The 16,312-nt window shown below is 66.6% G+C and carries 15 protein-coding genes, 1 tRNA gene and 1 pseudogene; 15 read left to right on the top strand and 2 right to left on the bottom strand.

The annotated features are described in order from the left end of the window. Positions 1–51: 51 nt before the first annotated feature. The 5 genes from C2847_RS05030 to C2847_RS05010 all read left to right on the top strand — a co-directional run bounded on the left by C2847_RS05030 (position 52) and on the right by C2847_RS05010 (position 3,813). Positions 52–660 (top strand): helix-turn-helix domain-containing protein, encoded by a 609-nt coding sequence (locus tag C2847_RS05030; RefSeq protein ID WP_105317371.1) that lies wholly within the window; start codon positions 52–54, stop codon positions 658–660. Positions 661–752: 92 nt separating this feature from the next. Then, entirely contained in the window at positions 753–1,400 is a 648-nt protein-coding gene (locus C2847_RS05025) for a DUF502 domain-containing protein (RefSeq protein ID WP_105317370.1), read from the top strand. Between the two features lie 11 nt (positions 1,401–1,411). Next, entirely contained in the window at positions 1,412–1,771 is a 360-nt protein-coding gene (locus C2847_RS05020) for a hypothetical protein (protein ID WP_105317369.1), read from the top strand. Continuing rightward, entirely contained in the window at positions 1,768–2,451 is a 684-nt protein-coding gene (locus C2847_RS05015; RefSeq protein ID WP_105317368.1) for a response regulator transcription factor, read from the top strand. Before C2847_RS05020 ends, C2847_RS05015 begins: the two co-directional genes overlap by 4 nt. Before the next feature lie 111 nt (positions 2,452–2,562). Then, positions 2,563–3,813 (top strand): sensor histidine kinase, encoded by a 1,251-nt coding sequence (locus tag C2847_RS05010; protein WP_105317367.1) that lies wholly within the window; start codon positions 2,563–2,565, stop codon positions 3,811–3,813. A 10-nt stretch (positions 3,814–3,823) separates the two neighbouring features. Here the strand turns inward: C2847_RS05010 and C2847_RS05005 are convergent, their stop codons facing one another. Further along, the gene (locus C2847_RS05005) at positions 3,824–4,285 is read right to left on the bottom strand and encodes a hypothetical protein (RefSeq protein ID WP_105317366.1); all 462 of its coding nucleotides are present in this window, start codon (positions 4,283–4,285) and stop codon (positions 3,824–3,826) included. A 40-nt stretch (positions 4,286–4,325) separates the two neighbouring features. Between C2847_RS05005 and C2847_RS05000 the strand changes: the two genes are divergently transcribed. Then, the gene (locus C2847_RS05000; protein ID WP_105317365.1) at positions 4,326–4,556 is read left to right on the top strand and encodes a hypothetical protein; all 231 of its coding nucleotides are present in this window, start codon (positions 4,326–4,328) and stop codon (positions 4,554–4,556) included. 21 nt (positions 4,557–4,577) lie between these two features. Here the strand turns inward: C2847_RS05000 and guaB are convergent, their stop codons facing one another. Then, positions 4,578–6,062, bottom strand: coding sequence for an IMP dehydrogenase (gene guaB, locus C2847_RS04995; RefSeq protein ID WP_105317364.1), 1,485 nt, complete (start codon positions 6,060–6,062; stop codon positions 4,578–4,580). 272 nt (positions 6,063–6,334) lie between these two features. Between guaB and C2847_RS12810 the strand changes: the two genes are divergently transcribed. From C2847_RS12810 to C2847_RS04950, 9 genes and pseudogenes are all read left to right on the top strand, one after another. Next, the gene (locus C2847_RS12810; RefSeq protein WP_279627872.1) at positions 6,335–6,463 is read left to right on the top strand and encodes a hypothetical protein; all 129 of its coding nucleotides are present in this window, start codon (positions 6,335–6,337) and stop codon (positions 6,461–6,463) included. A gap of 2 nt (positions 6,464–6,465) precedes the next feature. Next, positions 6,466–6,765: an MFS transporter gene (locus C2847_RS12410; protein ID WP_208619930.1), complete on the top strand. Its 300-nt coding sequence runs from the start codon at positions 6,466–6,468 to the stop codon at positions 6,763–6,765. Between the two features lie 609 nt (positions 6,766–7,374). Beyond that, a complete protein-coding gene (locus tag C2847_RS04980) occupies positions 7,375–10,767 on the top strand; it encodes a helicase-related protein (protein ID WP_105317363.1) in 3,393 nt (1,130 codons plus the stop codon). Positions 10,768–10,853: 86 nt separating this feature from the next. Further along, entirely contained in the window at positions 10,854–13,670 is a 2,817-nt protein-coding gene (locus C2847_RS04975) for a DUF1156 domain-containing protein (RefSeq protein ID WP_105317362.1), read from the top strand. Positions 13,671–13,718: 48 nt separating this feature from the next. After that, positions 13,719–14,081 carry a type II toxin-antitoxin system RelE/ParE family toxin gene (locus C2847_RS04970; protein ID WP_105317361.1) on the top strand — a complete coding sequence of 121 codons (363 nt, stop codon included), beginning with the start codon at positions 13,719–13,721 and terminating at the stop codon, positions 14,079–14,081. A 2-nt stretch (positions 14,082–14,083) separates the two neighbouring features. After that, positions 14,084–14,509, top strand: coding sequence for a helix-turn-helix domain-containing protein (locus C2847_RS04965; RefSeq protein WP_164835639.1), 426 nt, complete (start codon positions 14,084–14,086; stop codon positions 14,507–14,509). A 4-nt stretch (positions 14,510–14,513) separates the two neighbouring features. Next, positions 14,514–15,065 (top strand): helix-turn-helix domain-containing protein, encoded by a 552-nt coding sequence (locus C2847_RS04960; RefSeq protein ID WP_105317360.1) that lies wholly within the window; start codon positions 14,514–14,516, stop codon positions 15,063–15,065. 33 nt (positions 15,066–15,098) lie between these two features. Next, a pseudogene (locus tag C2847_RS13015) lies at positions 15,099–15,409 on the top strand (transposase); the annotation flags it as partial. Positions 15,410–15,943: 534 nt separating this feature from the next. Further along, positions 15,944–16,020, top strand: a tRNA-Ile gene (locus C2847_RS04950). Positions 16,021–16,312: the final 292 nt, after the last annotated feature.

The raw sequence follows: 16,312 nt of genomic DNA, 5'->3' as shown, positions 1-16,312 counted from the left end.
AAGGTTTACAAAACCGGGAGGGCGTGCTAGCCTAGGGGCAAGGAGGCAGCCATGACCCAGGCCCGCGAAACCGTAACCTTCAAGCCCGGCGAGGTCATCCTGTACCCAGGGGTGCCGGGTCCCCGGGACCGGGTCTACCGGGTCCTCGAGGGCCTCGTGCGCCTCGAGGCGGTGGATGAAGAGGGGAATGCCCTCACCCTGCGCCTGGTTCGCCCCGGGGGGTACTTCGGCGAGGAAGCCTGGGCGGGCATGGAGCGGACGTACTTCGCCGAGGCGGTGACCGAGGTGGTGGCCGAGCCCCTCCCCAAGGAACCCCACCCCGAGGAGGTCCGCCAGGTGCTCCAGAGCCTGGCCCAGGCCCTTTCCGAGTCCTACCGGCGCATCGAGCGCCTGGCCACCCAGCGCCTCAAAAACCGCATGGCCGCAAGCCTCCTGGAGCTGGCGGAAACCCCCTTGGCCCAGGAGGAGCCGGAGGGCTTGGTCCTCCGCGCCACCCATGACGAGCTGGCCGCAGCGGTGGGGAGCGTGCGGGAAACCGTGACCAAGGTGATCGGGGAGCTTACCCGGGAAGGCTACATCCGCTCCGGCTACGGCAAGATCGTCCTGAAGGACATCAAGGGCCTTAAGGAGCTGGCCCGAAGCCGAGGGGACGGGCGCTAGCCATGCCACCCCAGCCGGGCCAAGCCCGGTTGGGGGCCCGGCTTCGCCCCTAGGGGGCCCAGCCAAGCCCCCCTTCCTGTAAACTGAAGGTCATGCGCCTGCGCCAGCGACTTCTCACCGGCCTGGTGACCCTTCTCCCCCTCTTGGTAACCCTGTACTTTCTGGCTTGGGTCTACAACTACTCCGGCGGGTATATCCAGACCTTCCTGCGTTTCTTGAACCTCGAGGTGCCCCGGGCCTACCAGCCCTTCCTTCCCTTTGTGGGGCTCTTCCTGGCCGGGGTGCTCATCTACCTAGTGGGTACCGTGGCGGAAAACTACCTGGGCCGAAGGCTCATCGTCTCCCTGGAGCGCTCCCTCCTCCTCTTCCCCATTGTGCGGGACATCTACAAGGCGGTGCAGCAGATCACCCACACCCTCTTCGGCCACCAGGAGGTGAAGTTCAGCCGGGCCGCGGTCATCGAGTACCCCCGGAGAGGGCTTTACACCCTCTGCTTTGTGGTGCAGCCGGTGGACGGCCGCCTTCCCCCTTTGCCGGAAGGGTACACCGCCGTCTTGGTGCCCACGAGTCCTGTGCCCGCCAGCGGCCTGGTCATCCTGGTGCCCACAGAGGAGGTCATCCCCTTGGAGATCAGCGTGGAGGATGCGCTTAAGTACGTGGTTTCTGCGGGCTTCCTCCTCCCGGAAAAACCTTCAGGCTCCTTAACCTCCCTCCCACAAAGGGCCGGGCCCCCGGCGTAGAATGGAAGACGATGCGTTCCCTGGCCCTCCTCCTTTTTGTGGGGATGGTTTTGGCCGCCCTCCCTCCCCTCCTGGGGCCTGGACTCCCCCCGGGCACGGAGCTGAGGCTTTTCTCCCAGGACCTGCGCATCCTGCACGGGGCTTGGCGGGTGGAGGGCAAGAGGCTGATCCCCCTCTCCGCCCCCATATCCCCCAGGCTGGGCCAGGAGGTACAGCTTCTTCTGGTGCTCCCGGGGGAGAAGCCCCGCACCTTTCCCGGGGTGGCCGACCGCGGGGATGTGGTCCTCCTGCAGGACAAGGAGCGGGTGAGCCTCCTTAGGCTCCTCAAGGAGGTTTACGGCCTCGCCCCTCCGGAAAGGCTCTGGCCATGAAGCGCATCCTGCTCATCGAGGACGATGCGGAGGTGGCCCGACTGGTGGAGCTGGAGCTCAAGGAGGCAGGCTTCGCCATGGAATGGGCCAAAAGCGGCATGGAAGGCCTGGTGAAGCACCGCGAACGGAAGCCTGACCTGGTGGTCCTGGACCTCGGCCTTCCGGACCTGGACGGGGCCGAGGTGGCCCGGCGGATCCGGGCCACCGACGATACCCCCATCCTGGTCCTCACCGCCCAGGATGCCGTGGAGCGCAAGGTGGGCCTCCTTTCCGACGGGGCCGACGACTACCTGGTGAAGCCCTTCCACCCCGCCGAGCTCCTGGCCCGCATCCAGGTGCAGCTGAGGCACAAGGAAGGAAGCGAGGTCCTGAGCGTGGGACGGCTGGAGCTCTACCCCAAGAGGCGGCAGGTTTTCTTCGGGGAGAAGGAGGTGCGGCTTTCCCCCAAGGAGTTTGAGCTTCTCCACCTGCTCATGGGCCGCCCGGGAAGGGTCTTCCCCCGGGAGGAGATCGAGGAGAAGATCTGGGGCAAACCCTTGGGCCGGGATTCCAACGTCCTGGACGTGCACGTGGCCAACCTCCGGGCCAAGCTCCGCGAGGCCGGGGCCTACGGCTACCTGCGCACGGTGCGGGGCCTGGGGTATGCGGTGCGCCCGGGAAGGGGCGAGGAGGAAACCTAAGTGCTCACGCAGGAAGGTTGCTTCATCGGCAAGGGTGGATACAGCGTGCCCATGGCCTTTTTGGGGTCCCCGTCGTGGCGCAAGCCACGACGGGGGACCTAGCCCGGACCCATGTCCTTCCGGCTTCGGCTTTTCCTCTCCTTCAGCCTCCTCTGGCTCCTCTTTTTGGTAGGGGCCCTGTACCTGGCGGGACAGGGGGTGGAGCGAGCCCTTAAAGGCCACCTCGAGGCCACCCTCCTGGAGGATGCCAAACGGGCGGCGGAGGCCTACCGCAAGGGTCGGACAGGGGCCCTCCTCACCACCGGGGGTGTCTACCTTCACCTGTATGCGGAGGACGGGGAGGCCCTGGTCCTGACCCAGGAGGCCCACCGCCTCCCCCCGGAGGCCCTGAAGGGGGTGGGCGAGACCCCTAGGGTCACCTGGCAAAGGGGCTTTGCCGCTGCCTTGGTGCGCACCCCCTTGGGCCTTCTCGCCCTCACCCAGGACACTGCTCCCATAGACCTGGCGCAAAAGGCCCTGAGGCAGGCCCTCCTCGAGGCCTTCTTCCTCCTCTTCCCCTTGGGCATGGCCTTGGTTTACCTCACCGCCCGGTTCACCACCAGGCCCCTGGAGGAGGCCGCCAGGGAAATCGCCCGGCGTAACCCTGAGCGCCTGGACCCCGTACCCCTGAACCTCCCCAAGGACGAGTTTGGCCGCATGGTGGAGGCGGTGAATAGCCTCCTTCTGGCCCTCAAGGAAACCAAGGAAAAGGAGCGGGCCTTCCTGGCCGAGGCCGGCCACGAGCTCCGGACCCCCCTCACCGTGCTTCTGGGCCACCTGGACCGGCTAGGGCGAAACCCCCAAGACCCCGAAGCCCTTGGGACCGCCCGGGCCACCGCGGAGAGGATGCGCCGCCTGGTGGAGGACCTCCTCTCCTTGGCCCGGGGGGAGGCGGAGCGCACCCTGAACCCCCACATCGTGGACCTCAAAGCCTTAGCGGAGGAGGCCGCCCGGGAATACGGGGTGGCCTTCCAAGGGGAGGCCCTGGAGGTCCTGGGGGACCCAGACCGGCTCTTACAAATGCTCAGGAACCTCATCGCCAACGGTGTCCGGGCCGCAGGAAGGGAAGGGGTCTGGGTGCACCTCAGGCGGGAAGGGGAATACGCCCTTGTGGAGGTGGAGGACCATGGCCCAGGAATCCCCGAAGACCTCCTTCCCCACCTCTTTGAGCGCTTTGCCCGGGGGCCCGGGGGCGGAACCGGCCTGGGCCTGGCCATCGCCCAGGCCATCGCCAAGGCCCACGGAGGGGAAATCGCCGTGGAAAGCCGGCCCGGCCGCACCCTCTTTCGGGTACGCCTGCCCCTTTTGGAGGAAGAGGCCTAAACCTGCCGCATCAGGGACCAGGCACCCGGTGGAAGGCGTTGAGGAAGAGGGGAAGGGCCTGGGCCCGGGCCTCCTGCTCCCGTAGAGCCTCCTCAAAGGCCAGGGGTTCCATGAGGAGATGGGGTAGCCTGAGCCAGCCCAGGTAGTACTCCCCTGCCTGCCCCGGGTAGGTAAGGCGGGCCTGCTCCTCGGGGAAAAGGAGGGCCTCGAAGGCCAAGGGGGAGGCCCAAAAAGGGGCATGCGCGGTGCGCTTGAGGAACTCCTTGAGCTTTAGGGGATTGCTGAAGAAGCCATAGCGCAGGCGCTCATCCAGACTTTCCAGGCGGCCGAACCATCCCTTCTGGACAAGCTCCATGCGCTTGAGGCGAAGCCGGGCATACTGGGCCAGGGAAAGCACCTCCCGGGAAAGCCCTAGGGCCACCAGGAGCCTCGAGGCCACCACGTAGTCCTGGTACTCCCGGTAGGGGTCCACACGTCCAGGATGCCACGGGGAAAGGGGATAGGATGGTGGTATGGATCGCAAGGGATGGGTCATGCGGGCGGTGGAGGTTTTGCGCTTTGCCACCTTCAAGGAGATCCAGCGCTACCTGGACGAAGAGGGGGAAGCCTTCTCCAAAAAGGAGCTGGAGGACACCCTGAAGGCCCTGGTGGCGGAAGGAAGGCTGGAGGAAAAAGAAGGCACCTACCGCCTGGCCCGCAAGAAGGGAGGCGGGGAGGCCTTTGAAAAACTCTTCGGGGACTAGCCCAAAGAGGGTGGGGTGGCCTTAGCGGGAGTAGTTGGGGGCCTCCTTGATGACCACCACGTCGTGGGGATGGCTTTCGATGAGGCCCGCCATGGTCATGCGCACGAAGCGGGCTTTTTGCCGGAAGGTTTCTATATCCGGGGCCCCCACGTAACCCATGGCGCTCCTCAGGCCCCCCACGATCTGGTAGAGGACATCGGCCACAGGGCCCTTGTAGGGCACCATACCCTCGATCCCTTCGGGCACCAGCTTCTTGGCCTCGGTCTCCCCTCCCCTACCCGGCTCCTGGAAGTAGCGGTCGGCGGAGCCCTGCTTCATGGCTCCCAGGGAGCCCATCCCCCGGTAGAGCTTGTAGCGGCGCCCGTCCTTCAGCACCTCCTCCCCCGGGGCCTCGTCGGTGCCCGCCAGCATGCTTCCCAGCATCACCGAATGGGCCCCCGCCGCCAGGGCCTTGGCCACATCGCCGGTGTACTTGATACCCCCATCGGCGATGATGGGCACATCCAGGTCCTTTACCCCCGCCACCGCCTCGAGGATGGCGGAGATCTGCGGCACCCCCACCCCGGTTACCACCCGGGTGGTGCAGATGGAGCCGGGGCCAATGCCCACCTTCACCGCATCCGCTCCCCGTTCCGCCAGGGCCCGGGCCCCTTCCCGGGTGGCCACGTTGCCGGCGATAACCTCCACCTTGTCCCCAAAGGTTTCCTTCAGGTAGGTGAGGGCCTCGAGGATCCCCTTGGAGTGGCCGTGAGCCGAGTCCAAGACCAGGACGTCCACCCCCGCTTCCACCAGGGCCGCCGCCCTCTCCGGCAGGTCGCGGCTCGCCCCCACCGCCGCCCCCACCAAAAGCCGGCCCAGAGGATCCTTGGCGGCGTTGGGGTACTGCTTGCGCTTCACGATGTCCTTTAGGGTAAGAAGCCCCTTGAGCCTACCCGCCTCGTCCACCAGGGGAAGCTTCTCCACCTTGTGCTTGCGCAGGATCTCCTCCGCCTCCTCCAGGGTGGTGCCTGGAGGAGCGGTGATGAGGCGCTCCAAGGGGGTCATGACCTCGGTGACGGGTCGCTTCAGGTTGCGTTCAAAGCGCAGGTCGCGGTTGGTCACCAGGCCCAGAAGCTTCCCGTAAAGGTCCACCACGGGAAGCCCCCCGATGCGGTACTCCCGCATGAGGCGTTCGGCGTCCTCGAGGGTAGCGGTGGGGGGCAGGGTGACGGGATCCTGGATCATCCCCGCCTCCGAGCGCTTCACCTTGCGCACCATGCTGGCCTGGGCCTCGATGCTGAGGTTCTTGTGGATCACCCCAAGCCCCCCTTCCCGGGCCATGGCGATGGCCATCTCCGCCTCGGTCACCGTGTCCATGGCCGCGGAAAGGATGGGGATGTTGAGGTGAAGCTTTTTGGTAAGCCGTGTCCTCACCGAAACCTCCCGGGGTAGCACCTCCGAGTACCCGGGGAGGAGGAGAACGTCGTCAAAGGTGAGGCCTTCGTAGAGGATCTTACCCTCGTACATGTTCTTCAGGCTATACGCCCCCCTGACCTCCCGTCTAGAGCCAAGACCCCGAAGTCCACCCCACGCAAAACCGCATTCCCACGGGAAAGCCGGTTCCCAGCGGAAGACCTCGAGCACGTCCTGAGGATCTTCTCCGCCCTGGCGGAGGCCACCCGCCTGCGCATCGCTTTAGGGCTTCTGGAAGGCAAGGAAAGCGTGGGCCGCTTGGCCCAACGCTTACAGCTTCCCCAAAGCACCACCTCGAGGCACCTGGCGTTTTGCGGGGAGCGGGGGTGGTGGCCGCCCGCCGGCAGGGCACCCAGGTGTTTTACCGCCTCAAAAGCCATGTTACGGACCTCCTCATCCAAGCCCTCGCCCACGCCGAGCACCAGCGCCTGGGCCTCCCGGACCATGGAGCCTAGCCATGAGAACCCTTCCCTGCCTTCTCCAGAGTCTGCGTAACCCCCTCTTTGCCCGCCTGTACGCCGCCCAGATCACCAGCCTGCTAGGCGATGCCTTCACCTGGGTCGCCCTAGCCCTTCTGGCCTTTGGGGTGGGTGGGGCAAAGTCGGCAAGTATCCTGGCCGGAGCCCTGATCCTGCGGGTCACGGCCTTTGTCCTTCTCTCCCCGTGGGCTGGGATCCTGGCCGACCGGGTGGACCGGAGGAAGCTGATGGCAGGTGCGGACCTGGGGCGAATGGGGATGGTAGGGCTTATGCCCTGAGTAAACGAGGTTTTGCCTCTGGGTTCTGGCTGGCGCAGGCCAAAACTTGGGTTAATCTGCCCACACAAGCCCTGATCGCAGACCATACCCCGAGGCCCTCCAGGGGCGGGTTCACGGAGCCCACTTTGCCTGGAGCCACCTCTGGTGGGTTCTGGCCTATCCCGTTGCAGGATGGTTGGGAACCCACTTCCCTGGTGGAGCCTTCCTCTACGGTGGTCTCGTGGTCCTTGGCCTTCTTTTGGGGGTGGAGCTTCTCTTTAAATTTGGAAAAGGCCAAGGTGAGGGGTAGGCTTCATAAGCAGATCCTCCAGCGAGCACTCCAAACAAGAACCCCCCGGGAATTTTCCCGGGGGACCTTCCTTGGTGGGCGATGGTGGACTTGAACCACCGACCTCACGCTTATCAGGCCCAAAAGGTACCTCCGTACCCGTTCGGGCAGCTCCGGGATAACCCTTATTCATCATTACTTTTTTCTGGTATAGTAAGGGGGTATCCCCCCACTTCCGGCTCCAATAGCCCCCCAATAGCCCCCGCTTTCTGGTCCTCTTCCGTGAAATGTCCCGCCCGCATCCGCCCGATGGACCCACCTTCTTACCCTAAGCTGTTCTCATGGCCCTCGATCCTCCCTTGACCCCCGAGCGGGTGCGCCCTGGGGTGCGCCTCCTGGGCTTGCTGCCTGGGGAGGCCGTGATGGTGGAGTACGTGCACCCCTTAGGGGAGGCCCTGCGGGTGACCTACCGCGACCCGGACGGCCGGCTGGGGGAGGCCCTCCTCTACCCCGAGGACCTGGCCCGGCTCCGGACGGAAGAAGCCCCCCGCTTCCCCCTGGACGCTCCCGGGGACCGCTTCCGCCTGGCCGCGGAGGCCAAGCGCATCCGCCTGGCCTACCTCTTTGACCCCATGATGGCGGTGCACGCCTCCCTGGTGGAGCCCCTTCCCCACCAGATCGAGGCCGTCTACGGCCACCTCCTGCCCAAGACCCCCTTGCGCTTCCTCCTGGCCGACGACCCCGGGGCGGGCAAGACCATCATGGCCGGGCTCTACATCCGGGAGATGGCCCTGCGGGGAGCCTTGGAGCGGTGCCTGGTGGTGGCTCCCGGGGCCTTGGTCCTCCAGTGGCAGGAGGAGCTTTGGGAGAAGTTCCGCCTGGACTTCCGGGTCTTCTCCCGCTTCACCCTGGAGACCTCCCAGGCCAACCCCTTCCGGGAACACCCCCTCTGGATCGCCCGCCTGGACGGCCTGGCCCGCTTCCCCGAGGTGGCGGCCAAGGCCCTCGAGGTGGACTGGGACCTGGTGGTGGTGGACGAGGCCCACAAGATGGCCGCCACCTACTACGGCCAGGAGGTGAAGGCCACCCGCCGCTACCGCCTGGGGCAGGAGCTTTCCCAGCGGACCAAGCACCTCCTCCTCCTCACCGCCACCCCCCACCGGGGGAAGGAGGAGGACTTCCGCCTTTTCCTCGCCCTCCTGAACCCCGACCGCTTCCTGGGCAAGCCCCGGCCGCACAGCCCCCCACCCGACGCCCAAGGCCTGTGGCTCCGACGGCAGAAGGAGGACCTGGTGCGCTTCGACGGCACCCCTCTTTTCCCCGAGCGCCGGGCCTACACCGTGGCCTACCGCCTCTCCCCCAAGGAGATGGCCCTTTACGAGGCGGTGACCGCTTACGTGCGGGAGGAGATGAACCGGGCCGAGGCCCTGGAGGAGGGACAAAGGCGCACCGTGGGCTTTGCCCTTACCCTCCTGCAGAGGCGGCTGGCCAGCAGCCCCTTGGCCATCCACCGCTCCTTGGAGAGGCGGCGGAAACGCCTCGAGGCCCGCCAGAAGGAGGTGCGCCGGGGCCTGACCCTGGCCTTCCCCACCCTGGAGGAGGAGGACATCGAGGAGAGGGAGGAGTTCCCCGACGAGGAGCTGGAGGCCGCTCCGGAGGTGCTGGACCAGGCCACCGCCGCCCGCACCCTGAAGGAGCTGGAGGCGGAGATCGCCACCTTAAGGCGCCTCGAGGCCCAGGCCAAGGCCCTCCTCCGGGGGCAGCAGGACCGGAAGTGGCAGGAGCTTCAGGCCCTCCTGGAGGACGAGCGCATCCGCGGACGGAAGCTCATCATCTTCACCGAGCACAAGGACACCCTGGACTACCTGGAAGGCCGCCTCCAAACCTACCTGGGGCGGCCCGAGCAGGTGGTGAGCCTTCACGGGGGGCTTTCCCGGGAGGAGCGCCGCCTACGCCAGGCCCGCTTCACCCAGGACCGGGAGGCCCTCATCCTGGTGGCCACGGATGCCGCCGGGGAGGGGGTTAACTTGCAACAGGCCCACCTCCTTATCAACTACGACCTCCCCTGGAACCCCGCCAGGCTGGAGCAGCGCTTTGGCCGCATTCACCGCATCGGCCAGACGGAGGTCTGCCACATGTGGAACCTGGTGGCGGAGAACACCCGGGAGGGGGAGGTCTACCTGCGCCTCCTTCGGAAGCTGGAGGAGGCCAGCCAAGCCCTGGGAGGGCGGGTGTTTGACGTGCTGGGCAGGCTTTTCCAAGAGAGGCCCCTCAGAGAACTCCTCCTCGAGGCCATCCGCTACGGGGAGGACCCCGAGGTGCGGGCCCGCCTCTTCCGCCAGGTGGAGGGGGCGGTGGACCAGAAGAGGCTGGAGGGACTCCTGCAGAACGCCCTGGCCCCCGAGGTCCTGGACCCCAAGCGCCTGGAGGCCCTGCGCCTGGACATGGAGCGGGCCGAGGCCCAAAGGCTCCAGCCCCACCACCTAGGAAGCTTCTTCCGCAAGGCCCTGGAGGCCCTCGGAGGCACCGCCCATCTTCGGGAGGAAGGCCGGATGGAGGTGAGCTTCGTGCCCGCCAAGGTGCGCGAGGCCAGGCCGGGCATCCTGCGGAGCTACACCCGGGTCACCTTCCACAAGGACCGGGTAAGCCTCCCCGGGAAGCCCGTGGCCGACTTCCTGGTGCCGGGGCACCCCCTATTGGAGGGGGTCCTGGAGGCGGTCCTCCGGGAGTGGGGCCACCACCTGGAACGGGGCGCGGTCTTGGTGGATGAGAAGGCCACGGCCCCCCGCCTCCTCCTGGCCCTGGAGCACGAGGTGCAAGACGCCCTTGGCCCCGTCTCCCGCCGCTTCCTCTACGTGAGCCTAGGCCCCGAGGGGGAGGTGCGGGCGGAGGGGGCCGCCCCCTACCTGGACCTGCGCCCGGCCGCGGAGGAGGAACAGGCCGAGGCCCTGCGGCTTTGGACCGGCTGGGATGTGGCAGGGCTTCTGGCCCAGGCGGAGGCTTACGCCGCCACCAGGCTGGCCAGGGAGCACCTCGAGGAGGTACGCCGCTTCCGCGAGGCGGAGGTAGACCGCACCCTCCGGGCGGTGCGGGATAGGCTTCTTTCGGAGATCTACCATTGGGACGGCCTCGCCGCCAAGGAAGAGGAACGGGCCAAGGCGGGAAAGGCGGGGGCCTCGGGCCGGGCAGAGGCCGCCCGCCGGAGGGCGGACGAGCTCAAGGAGCGCCTCAAGCGGCGGGAGCGGGAGCTGGAGGCGGCCCGGCACCTCCAGTCCCTGCCACCCCGCCTCTCCCAGGCCATCCTGGTGGTGCCCCTCCTGGACCCAAAGGCAACGCCCCTCGAGGCGGAAGCCCAAGAGCGCCTGGAGCGGCTGGCGGTGGAGGCGGTCCTCCTGGCGGAGCGCCGCCTAGGGCACGAACCCCAGGAGATGCCCCCCGGCTGGCCCGGCTACGACGTGGAATCCCGCACCCCCCAGGGCACCCTCCGCTTCATTGAGGTCAAAGGCAAGGGTCCAGGATCGGAGGTGGTGACCCTTTCCCGCACCCAGATCCTCACCGCCCTCAACAAGCCCACCTCCTGGTTCCTGGCGGTGGTGGAGACGGACGGGGAGAAGCCCCTCAACGTCCACTACATCCCCACGCCCTTCGTGCGGGAGCCCGACTTCGGGGCCACCAGCGTGAACTACAGCCTGAAGGAGCTCCTGGCCAAGGCGGTGCAGGTGGTGGTCTTGTGATACGCCTGTATCACACCCGGGAGGTTGTGGTACAAAAGGGGGGGTCGTATCATGAGGCCCCCTGCCATTTGGAGAGAGAAAGGCCCATGCAAAAGCTGATTGAGGTTGCCCTCCCCCTCGAGGCCATCAACCGGGAGTCCTCCCGGGAGAAGTCCATCCGCCACGGCCACCCCTCCACCCTGCACCTGTGGTGGGCCAGGCGGCCTCTGGCCTCCGCCCGGGCGGTCCTCTTCGCCAGCCTGGTGGACGACCCTGGGGCGTACCTGCCCGAGGAGGAGGCCAAGAGGGAAAGGGAAAGGCTTTTTGGCCTTCTGGAGCGCCTGGTGAACTGGGATCACGTGAAGGACCCCGAGAAGGCCGATGGGGAAAACGGGGTCCTCCGGGAGGCCCAGTACGAGATCGCTAGAAGCCTGGCCCGTGCCCTGGGAGAAGCACCCCCCGCCTCCCTCAGGGACAGGGAGCGCATCCGGGCCCTCCTGGAAAAGGCCCCTCCCGTCCTGGACCCCTTCGCCGGTGGGGGCACCATCCCCCTGGAGGCCCAGCGCCTGGGCCTGAAGGCCCACGCGGGGGACCTGAACCCGGTGGCCGTCCTCATCAACAAGGCCCTCCTGGAGATCCCCGCCCGCTTCGCCGGGCTACCCCCGGTGAACCCGGCGTACCGGGCCAGGGCCCAGGCCACGGACCGCTTCCCCCGGGCCAGGGGCCTGGCCCAGGATGTGCGCCACTACGGGGCCTGGATGCGGGAGGAGGCCGAAAGGCGCATAGGCCACCTCTACCCCCGGCTGGAGGGCAAGCGGGTCATCGCCTGGCTCTGGGCCCGCACCGTGGCCTGCCCCAACCCCGCCTGCCGGGCCGAGGCCCCCCTGGTGCGTTCCTTCTGGCTCTCCAAGAAAGGGGGAAAGGAGGCTTTCGTGGTTCCCGAGGTGCAAGGAGGAAGGGTCTCCTTCCGGGTGGCGAGTGGAAAGGAGCCCCCCGTGGAGGGCACCGTGGGCAGGCGGGGCGGGCGGTGCCTGGTGTGCGGGGCCCACATCCCCCTGGAGCATGTACGGAAGGAGGGGCGGGCGGGGCGCCTGGGGGCCCGGCTCATGGCCATCGTGACCGAGGAGGCAGGGGGAAGGGAGTACCATGCCCCCACCCCGGAGCATGAAGCGGTGGCAGAGGGAATAACACCTATCTGGAAGCCCGACCAGGAGTTTACGAAGAATAGCCGACACATGACCCCATGGGTTTACGGCCTGGAAAAGTTTTCCGACCTCTTCACCCCCCGCCAGCTCCTGGCCCTCACCACCTTTGCCGACCTGGTGGCGGAGGCGCGGGAGCGGGTTTACCGGGACGCCCTCGAGGCCGGCCTCCCAGACCACGGCCTCCCCCTGGCGGAAGGGGGCCGGGGGGCCAGGGCCTACGCGGAGGCGGTGGGGGTGTATCTGGGAACAGGAATAGACCGTCTCGCTGACTACCATTCCTCTTTGTGCATTTGGCATATAAACAGAGAAACTATCGCCCATGTCTTCAACCGCCAAGCCCTCCCCATGACCTGGGACTATGCCGAGGCCAACCCCTTTGGGGAGGCCACGGGCTCCTGGGAAGGTGCGGTGGAGTGGGTAGCAAGGGCCCTGGAAGCCCTCCCCGCCCACCCTGAAGGCCAGGCCCGCCAGGCAAACGCCCTGGACTCGGTGAACGGGGTATCCGCCCCGCCTCTCCTCTCCACCGACCCGCCCTACTACGACAACGTTCCCTACGCCGACCTCTCCGACTTCTTCTACGTCTGGCTCCGCAAGGTCTTAGGGGACACCTACCCCGCCCTCTTCCGCACCCTCCTCACCCCCAAGGCCGAGGAGCTGGTGGCCGACCCCTACCGCCAGGGGGGCAGGGAAGCCGCCAAGCAGCACTTTGAGGAGGGCATGCGCCAGGTCTTCCAAAACCTCCGGGCCAAGGCCCACCCCGACTACCCCCTCTCCCTCTACTACGCCTTCAAGCAGCAGGAAGCAGAGTACGAGGAGGAAGACGAAACCCCCAAGGTGGCCTCCACCGGCTGGGAAACCTTCCTCCAGGGCCTGGTGGACGCGGGCTTCCAGGTCACCGCCACCTGGCCCATGCGCACGGAGCTGACCAACCGTCCCAGGGGGCAGAATTCCAACGCCCTGGCCTCCTCCATCGTTCTGGTCTGCCGCCCCCGCCCCCAGGGCGCCCCCATCGCCACCCGCCAGGACTTCCTCCGGGCCCTCAGGCGGGAGCTTCCCCTGGCCCTGCGCCAGCTCACCCAGGGGAGCATCCCCCCCGTGGACCTGGCCCAAAGCGCCATCGGCCCGGGCATGGCCGTTTACAGCCGCTTCGGGGCGGTGCTGGAGCCGGATGGCCGGGCCATCCCTGTGCGGGAGGCCCTGGCCCTCATCAACCAGGTGCTGGACGAGTTCCTGGCGGAGGAAGAGGCGGAGCTGGACGCCCCCACCCGCTTCGCCATCGCCTGGTACGAGCAGTACGGCTACGGCGAAGGCCCATACGGGGACGCCGAGACCCTGGCCAAGAACGTGCCTGTGGCCGCCGTGGCGGAGGGGGGCATCCTGCGGGCCAAGGGGGGCAGGGTGCGCCTCCTCCACCCTGAGGAGTACCCCGCAGGCTGGGACCTCCCCCAAGACCGGCGCCTCTCCGCCTGGGAGGTAGCCCACAGGCTCATCAAAGCGCTCAAGAAAGAAGGGGAGACCGCCGCCACCCACCTCCTGGCCCAGGCCCCCGAGGCCCTGGCGGAGGGGGCCCGGGCCCTGGCCTACCGCCTCTACGGCCTGGCCGAGCGCAAGGGCCGCCTGGCGGAGGCCCAGGACTTCAACCTCCTGGCAGGAAGCTACAGCCACCTCAGCGTGGAAGCCCGCAAGACCCGGCAGGCGGTGCAGGGGGAGCTTTTCTGAGGTTAGCGTTGACTAACCTTATGGGTAGGTATACCATGGGAGTGTGAGGTGGGGCGCTACCGGGTGGTCTTCCACGTGGACGCCAAAGGGCGCTCGCAGGCGCAAGACTGGTTGGACAACCTCAAACGCCAAAACCCCAAGCTCCACGCCTTTGCCCTGCGCCTTCTGCGCATGCTGGAGGAGCAAGGCCCGGACCTCCGCCCGCCTTTGGCCAAGCCGCTTGCCCACCTGGGGGCACCCATCTGGGAGCTTCGTCACCGCACAGGCATCCGCCTCTACTACTGGCGCCAGGAGGAGCTTCTTTTCGTGGTGGCGGCGGGGGAAGTCAAGGACCAAGACAGCCCGGACCCCAAGCTCCTGGAGCTGGCTGTCCAGGCCTACAAGGCCATGAAGAAGAGAAAGGTGAACTGATTATGGGCCGGTACATGGACTTCCACCACTACTTTCAGGAGTCTCTGAAGGATCCCGAGAACGCTCGCCTTTACCGGGAGGTTCTGGACGAGGAGCTTTCCTGGCTCCTGAGCTACCTGCGGGACCAGAAGGGGCTTTCCCAGAAGAAGGTGGCCGAGCGGCTGGGGGTGTCCCGGAGCCGCGTGAGCCAGATGGAAACCTCCGCCGGGCTTTCCATGACCCTCGAGGGGCTGGCCCGCTACGCCCAGGCCCTGGGGCTTTCCCTACACCTGGAGTTCACCGACGAGGAGGGTGAGGTCCTGGCCCGCTTCCACGTGGGCACGGACGAGCCCCTGGCCATCGGTGCGGCCAAGGGCTGGGAGCCCGTGGCAGCAACCTGGGCCGCCTTGACCCAGAAGAGGAAGCAGGCTTTTGAGGGAATCGCCTAGGCCGATGGAAAGCAAATCCGCCACCATCCGTAGGCTCTACCAGGAGGGCAAAAGCATCTCCGCCATCGCCAAGGAGCTTGGCCTAACCTACCAACGGGTCTACAACACCCTGCGCCGGGCTGGGCTCCTCCCCACCAAGGGGGGCGGGGAACCCTCCCCGGAGGCCTATGCGGACTTCATCAAGGGTCTGGAGATCCTGGGGGTGGAGCTCCTCGAGGTCCACGCCAAGCTGGAACGCCCGCCCCAGGGCCAAAGGCGCTTCGGTCCCCCTCCAGATGGGCTTTCGGCCTTCGGCCCCACGAGGACCGAGGAGGGCTTCCAGGCGGGCCTAGAACTTAGGCTGGAGTTTCAGGACGACGAGGGAAGCTTTGGCTTCATCCACCTGCGCCTGGCCGCCCGCTACCAAAGCCCCATCTTCCCCGACGGGGCCCTCTTCCGGGTCTTCCAGGAGCGGAACCTGCCCCTCAACCTCTGGCCCTACCTCAGGGTCTACGTGGACCTCCTCACCGCCCAGATGGGCCTGCCCCGGCTAGTGCTGCCTGCCTTGAAGTTCTAAGAGGCTGTCGTAAAAGTCTTGTATCCTTGAAGGGTGCAGAGGACACGCACATCTTACCCCAGCGACCTCAGCGATGAGGAATGGGCCATCCTTGAGCCCCTGATCCCCGCTCCCAAGCCCGGGGGTCGCCCGGCCAAGGTGCCTCGCCGAGAAATCGTCAACGCTATCCTGTACGTTCTGGAAAACGGCATCAAGTGGCGTGCCATGCCCCATGACCTGCCCCACTGGTCCACCGTCTACCACTACTTCCGCAAGTGGCAGAAAGAAAGGGTTTGGGAGAGGGCAGCTCAGGCCCTGGTCCGGCGGGACCGGGAGAGGGAAAGGCGGTATGCCTCTCCCAGCGCNGGCCAAGAGGGTGAAGGGGCGGAAACGCCAGGTGGTGGTGGATACCGGGGGGAGGATGCTCCGGGCTTACGTTTACCGGGCCAACGTACACGACCAGTGTTGCAGGCCCTAGGGTTAGAGCTGGAGGTGGTGGCCCATTCTTACGCCAGGCTATGCCTGTGACCAAGCCGTTGCCCAAGCGGTGTGGTTGGGGAGGAACCGGAGGTTGAGCAAAGATTACGAGCAGCATCCTTCCGTCAGCGAGGCGTGGTTGTGCTTGGGCATGCTACGCTTGCTGGTGAAGCGGCTGGCGAGGGCCGCGTAAGGTGAGGTGGGGGACTTTTACGACAGCCTCTAATGCTCGTGCACGAAGGGTGCTCCATTGGCAAAAGCAGAAGCGGCTTGCCTATGGCCTTTTTGGGGCCCCCGTCGTGGCTTGCGCCACGACGGGGTACTTAGGAGGGGTCGGTTCCCCAAGGTGTCTCAAATGTGGTGGCCGAATACATCATCTTGACGGGAGGCAGACTCCTAGCTAAGCTATCTTTTGCGTGCGGGGGCGATTAGCTCAGCTGGTCAGAGCGCACGCCTGATAAGCGTGAGGTCGGTGGTTCAAGTCCACCATCGCCCACCACGATGAAAACGCAAAACTTCCCCCCTCGCTACAGAGGGGGGAAATGCTTTGGAGGGCTATTTGGGGGGCTATTGGGCTCAGGCTTGGGGCCTAATCCCCGGGCCTTTTAGATGAGGAAGCGGCTGGCGAGAGCCGCGTGAGGTGAGGCGGGGGACTTTTACGACAGCCTCTAGGATGCAAAAGGGGTCGGTTCCCCAAGGTGTCTCAAATGTGGTGGCCAATTACACCTGAGCTCCCCCTCTAAGTTCGGACATCCTTTACCTCCTGGGGATGAGGGGGAACAGGAAATAGC

Origin of the sequence: Thermus tenuipuniceus, assembly GCF_002964845.1 — a bacterium.
In the GTDB taxonomy this organism is placed as follows: domain Bacteria; phylum Deinococcota; class Deinococci; order Deinococcales; family Thermaceae; genus Thermus; species Thermus tenuipuniceus.
Note: the sequence above shows the minus strand (reverse complement) of the source record. Positions and strands in the feature narration are given on the sequence as shown.

Bases quoted from the DNA above. Each gene is read 5' to 3' on its own strand.
- C2847_RS04980 (WP_105317363.1), top strand. From the start codon at position 7,375: ATGGCCCTCGATCCTCCCTTGACCCCCGAGCGGGTGCGCCCTGGGGTG.
- C2847_RS04965 (WP_164835639.1), top strand. From the start codon at position 14,084: ATGGGCCGGTACATGGACTTCCACCACTACTTTCAGGAGTCTCTGAAG.
- C2847_RS05015 (WP_105317368.1), top strand. From the start codon at position 1,768: ATGAAGCGCATCCTGCTCATCGAGGACGATGCGGAGGTGGCCCGACTG.
- guaB (WP_105317364.1), bottom strand. From the start codon at position 6,062: ATGTACGAGGGTAAGATCCTCTACGAAGGCCTCACCTTTGACGACGTT.
- C2847_RS05025 (WP_105317370.1), top strand. From the start codon at position 753: ATGCGCCTGCGCCAGCGACTTCTCACCGGCCTGGTGACCCTTCTCCCC.
- C2847_RS05010 (WP_105317367.1), top strand. From the start codon at position 2,563: ATGTCCTTCCGGCTTCGGCTTTTCCTCTCCTTCAGCCTCCTCTGGCTC.
- C2847_RS04960 (WP_105317360.1), top strand. From the start codon at position 14,514: ATGGAAAGCAAATCCGCCACCATCCGTAGGCTCTACCAGGAGGGCAAA.
- C2847_RS05020 (WP_105317369.1), top strand. From the start codon at position 1,412: ATGCGTTCCCTGGCCCTCCTCCTTTTTGTGGGGATGGTTTTGGCCGCC.
- C2847_RS05030 (WP_105317371.1), top strand. From the start codon at position 52: ATGACCCAGGCCCGCGAAACCGTAACCTTCAAGCCCGGCGAGGTCATC.
- C2847_RS12410 (WP_208619930.1), top strand. From the start codon at position 6,466: ATGAGAACCCTTCCCTGCCTTCTCCAGAGTCTGCGTAACCCCCTCTTT.
- C2847_RS04975 (WP_105317362.1), top strand. From the start codon at position 10,854: ATGCAAAAGCTGATTGAGGTTGCCCTCCCCCTCGAGGCCATCAACCGG.
- C2847_RS05000 (WP_105317365.1), top strand. From the start codon at position 4,326: ATGGATCGCAAGGGATGGGTCATGCGGGCGGTGGAGGTTTTGCGCTTT.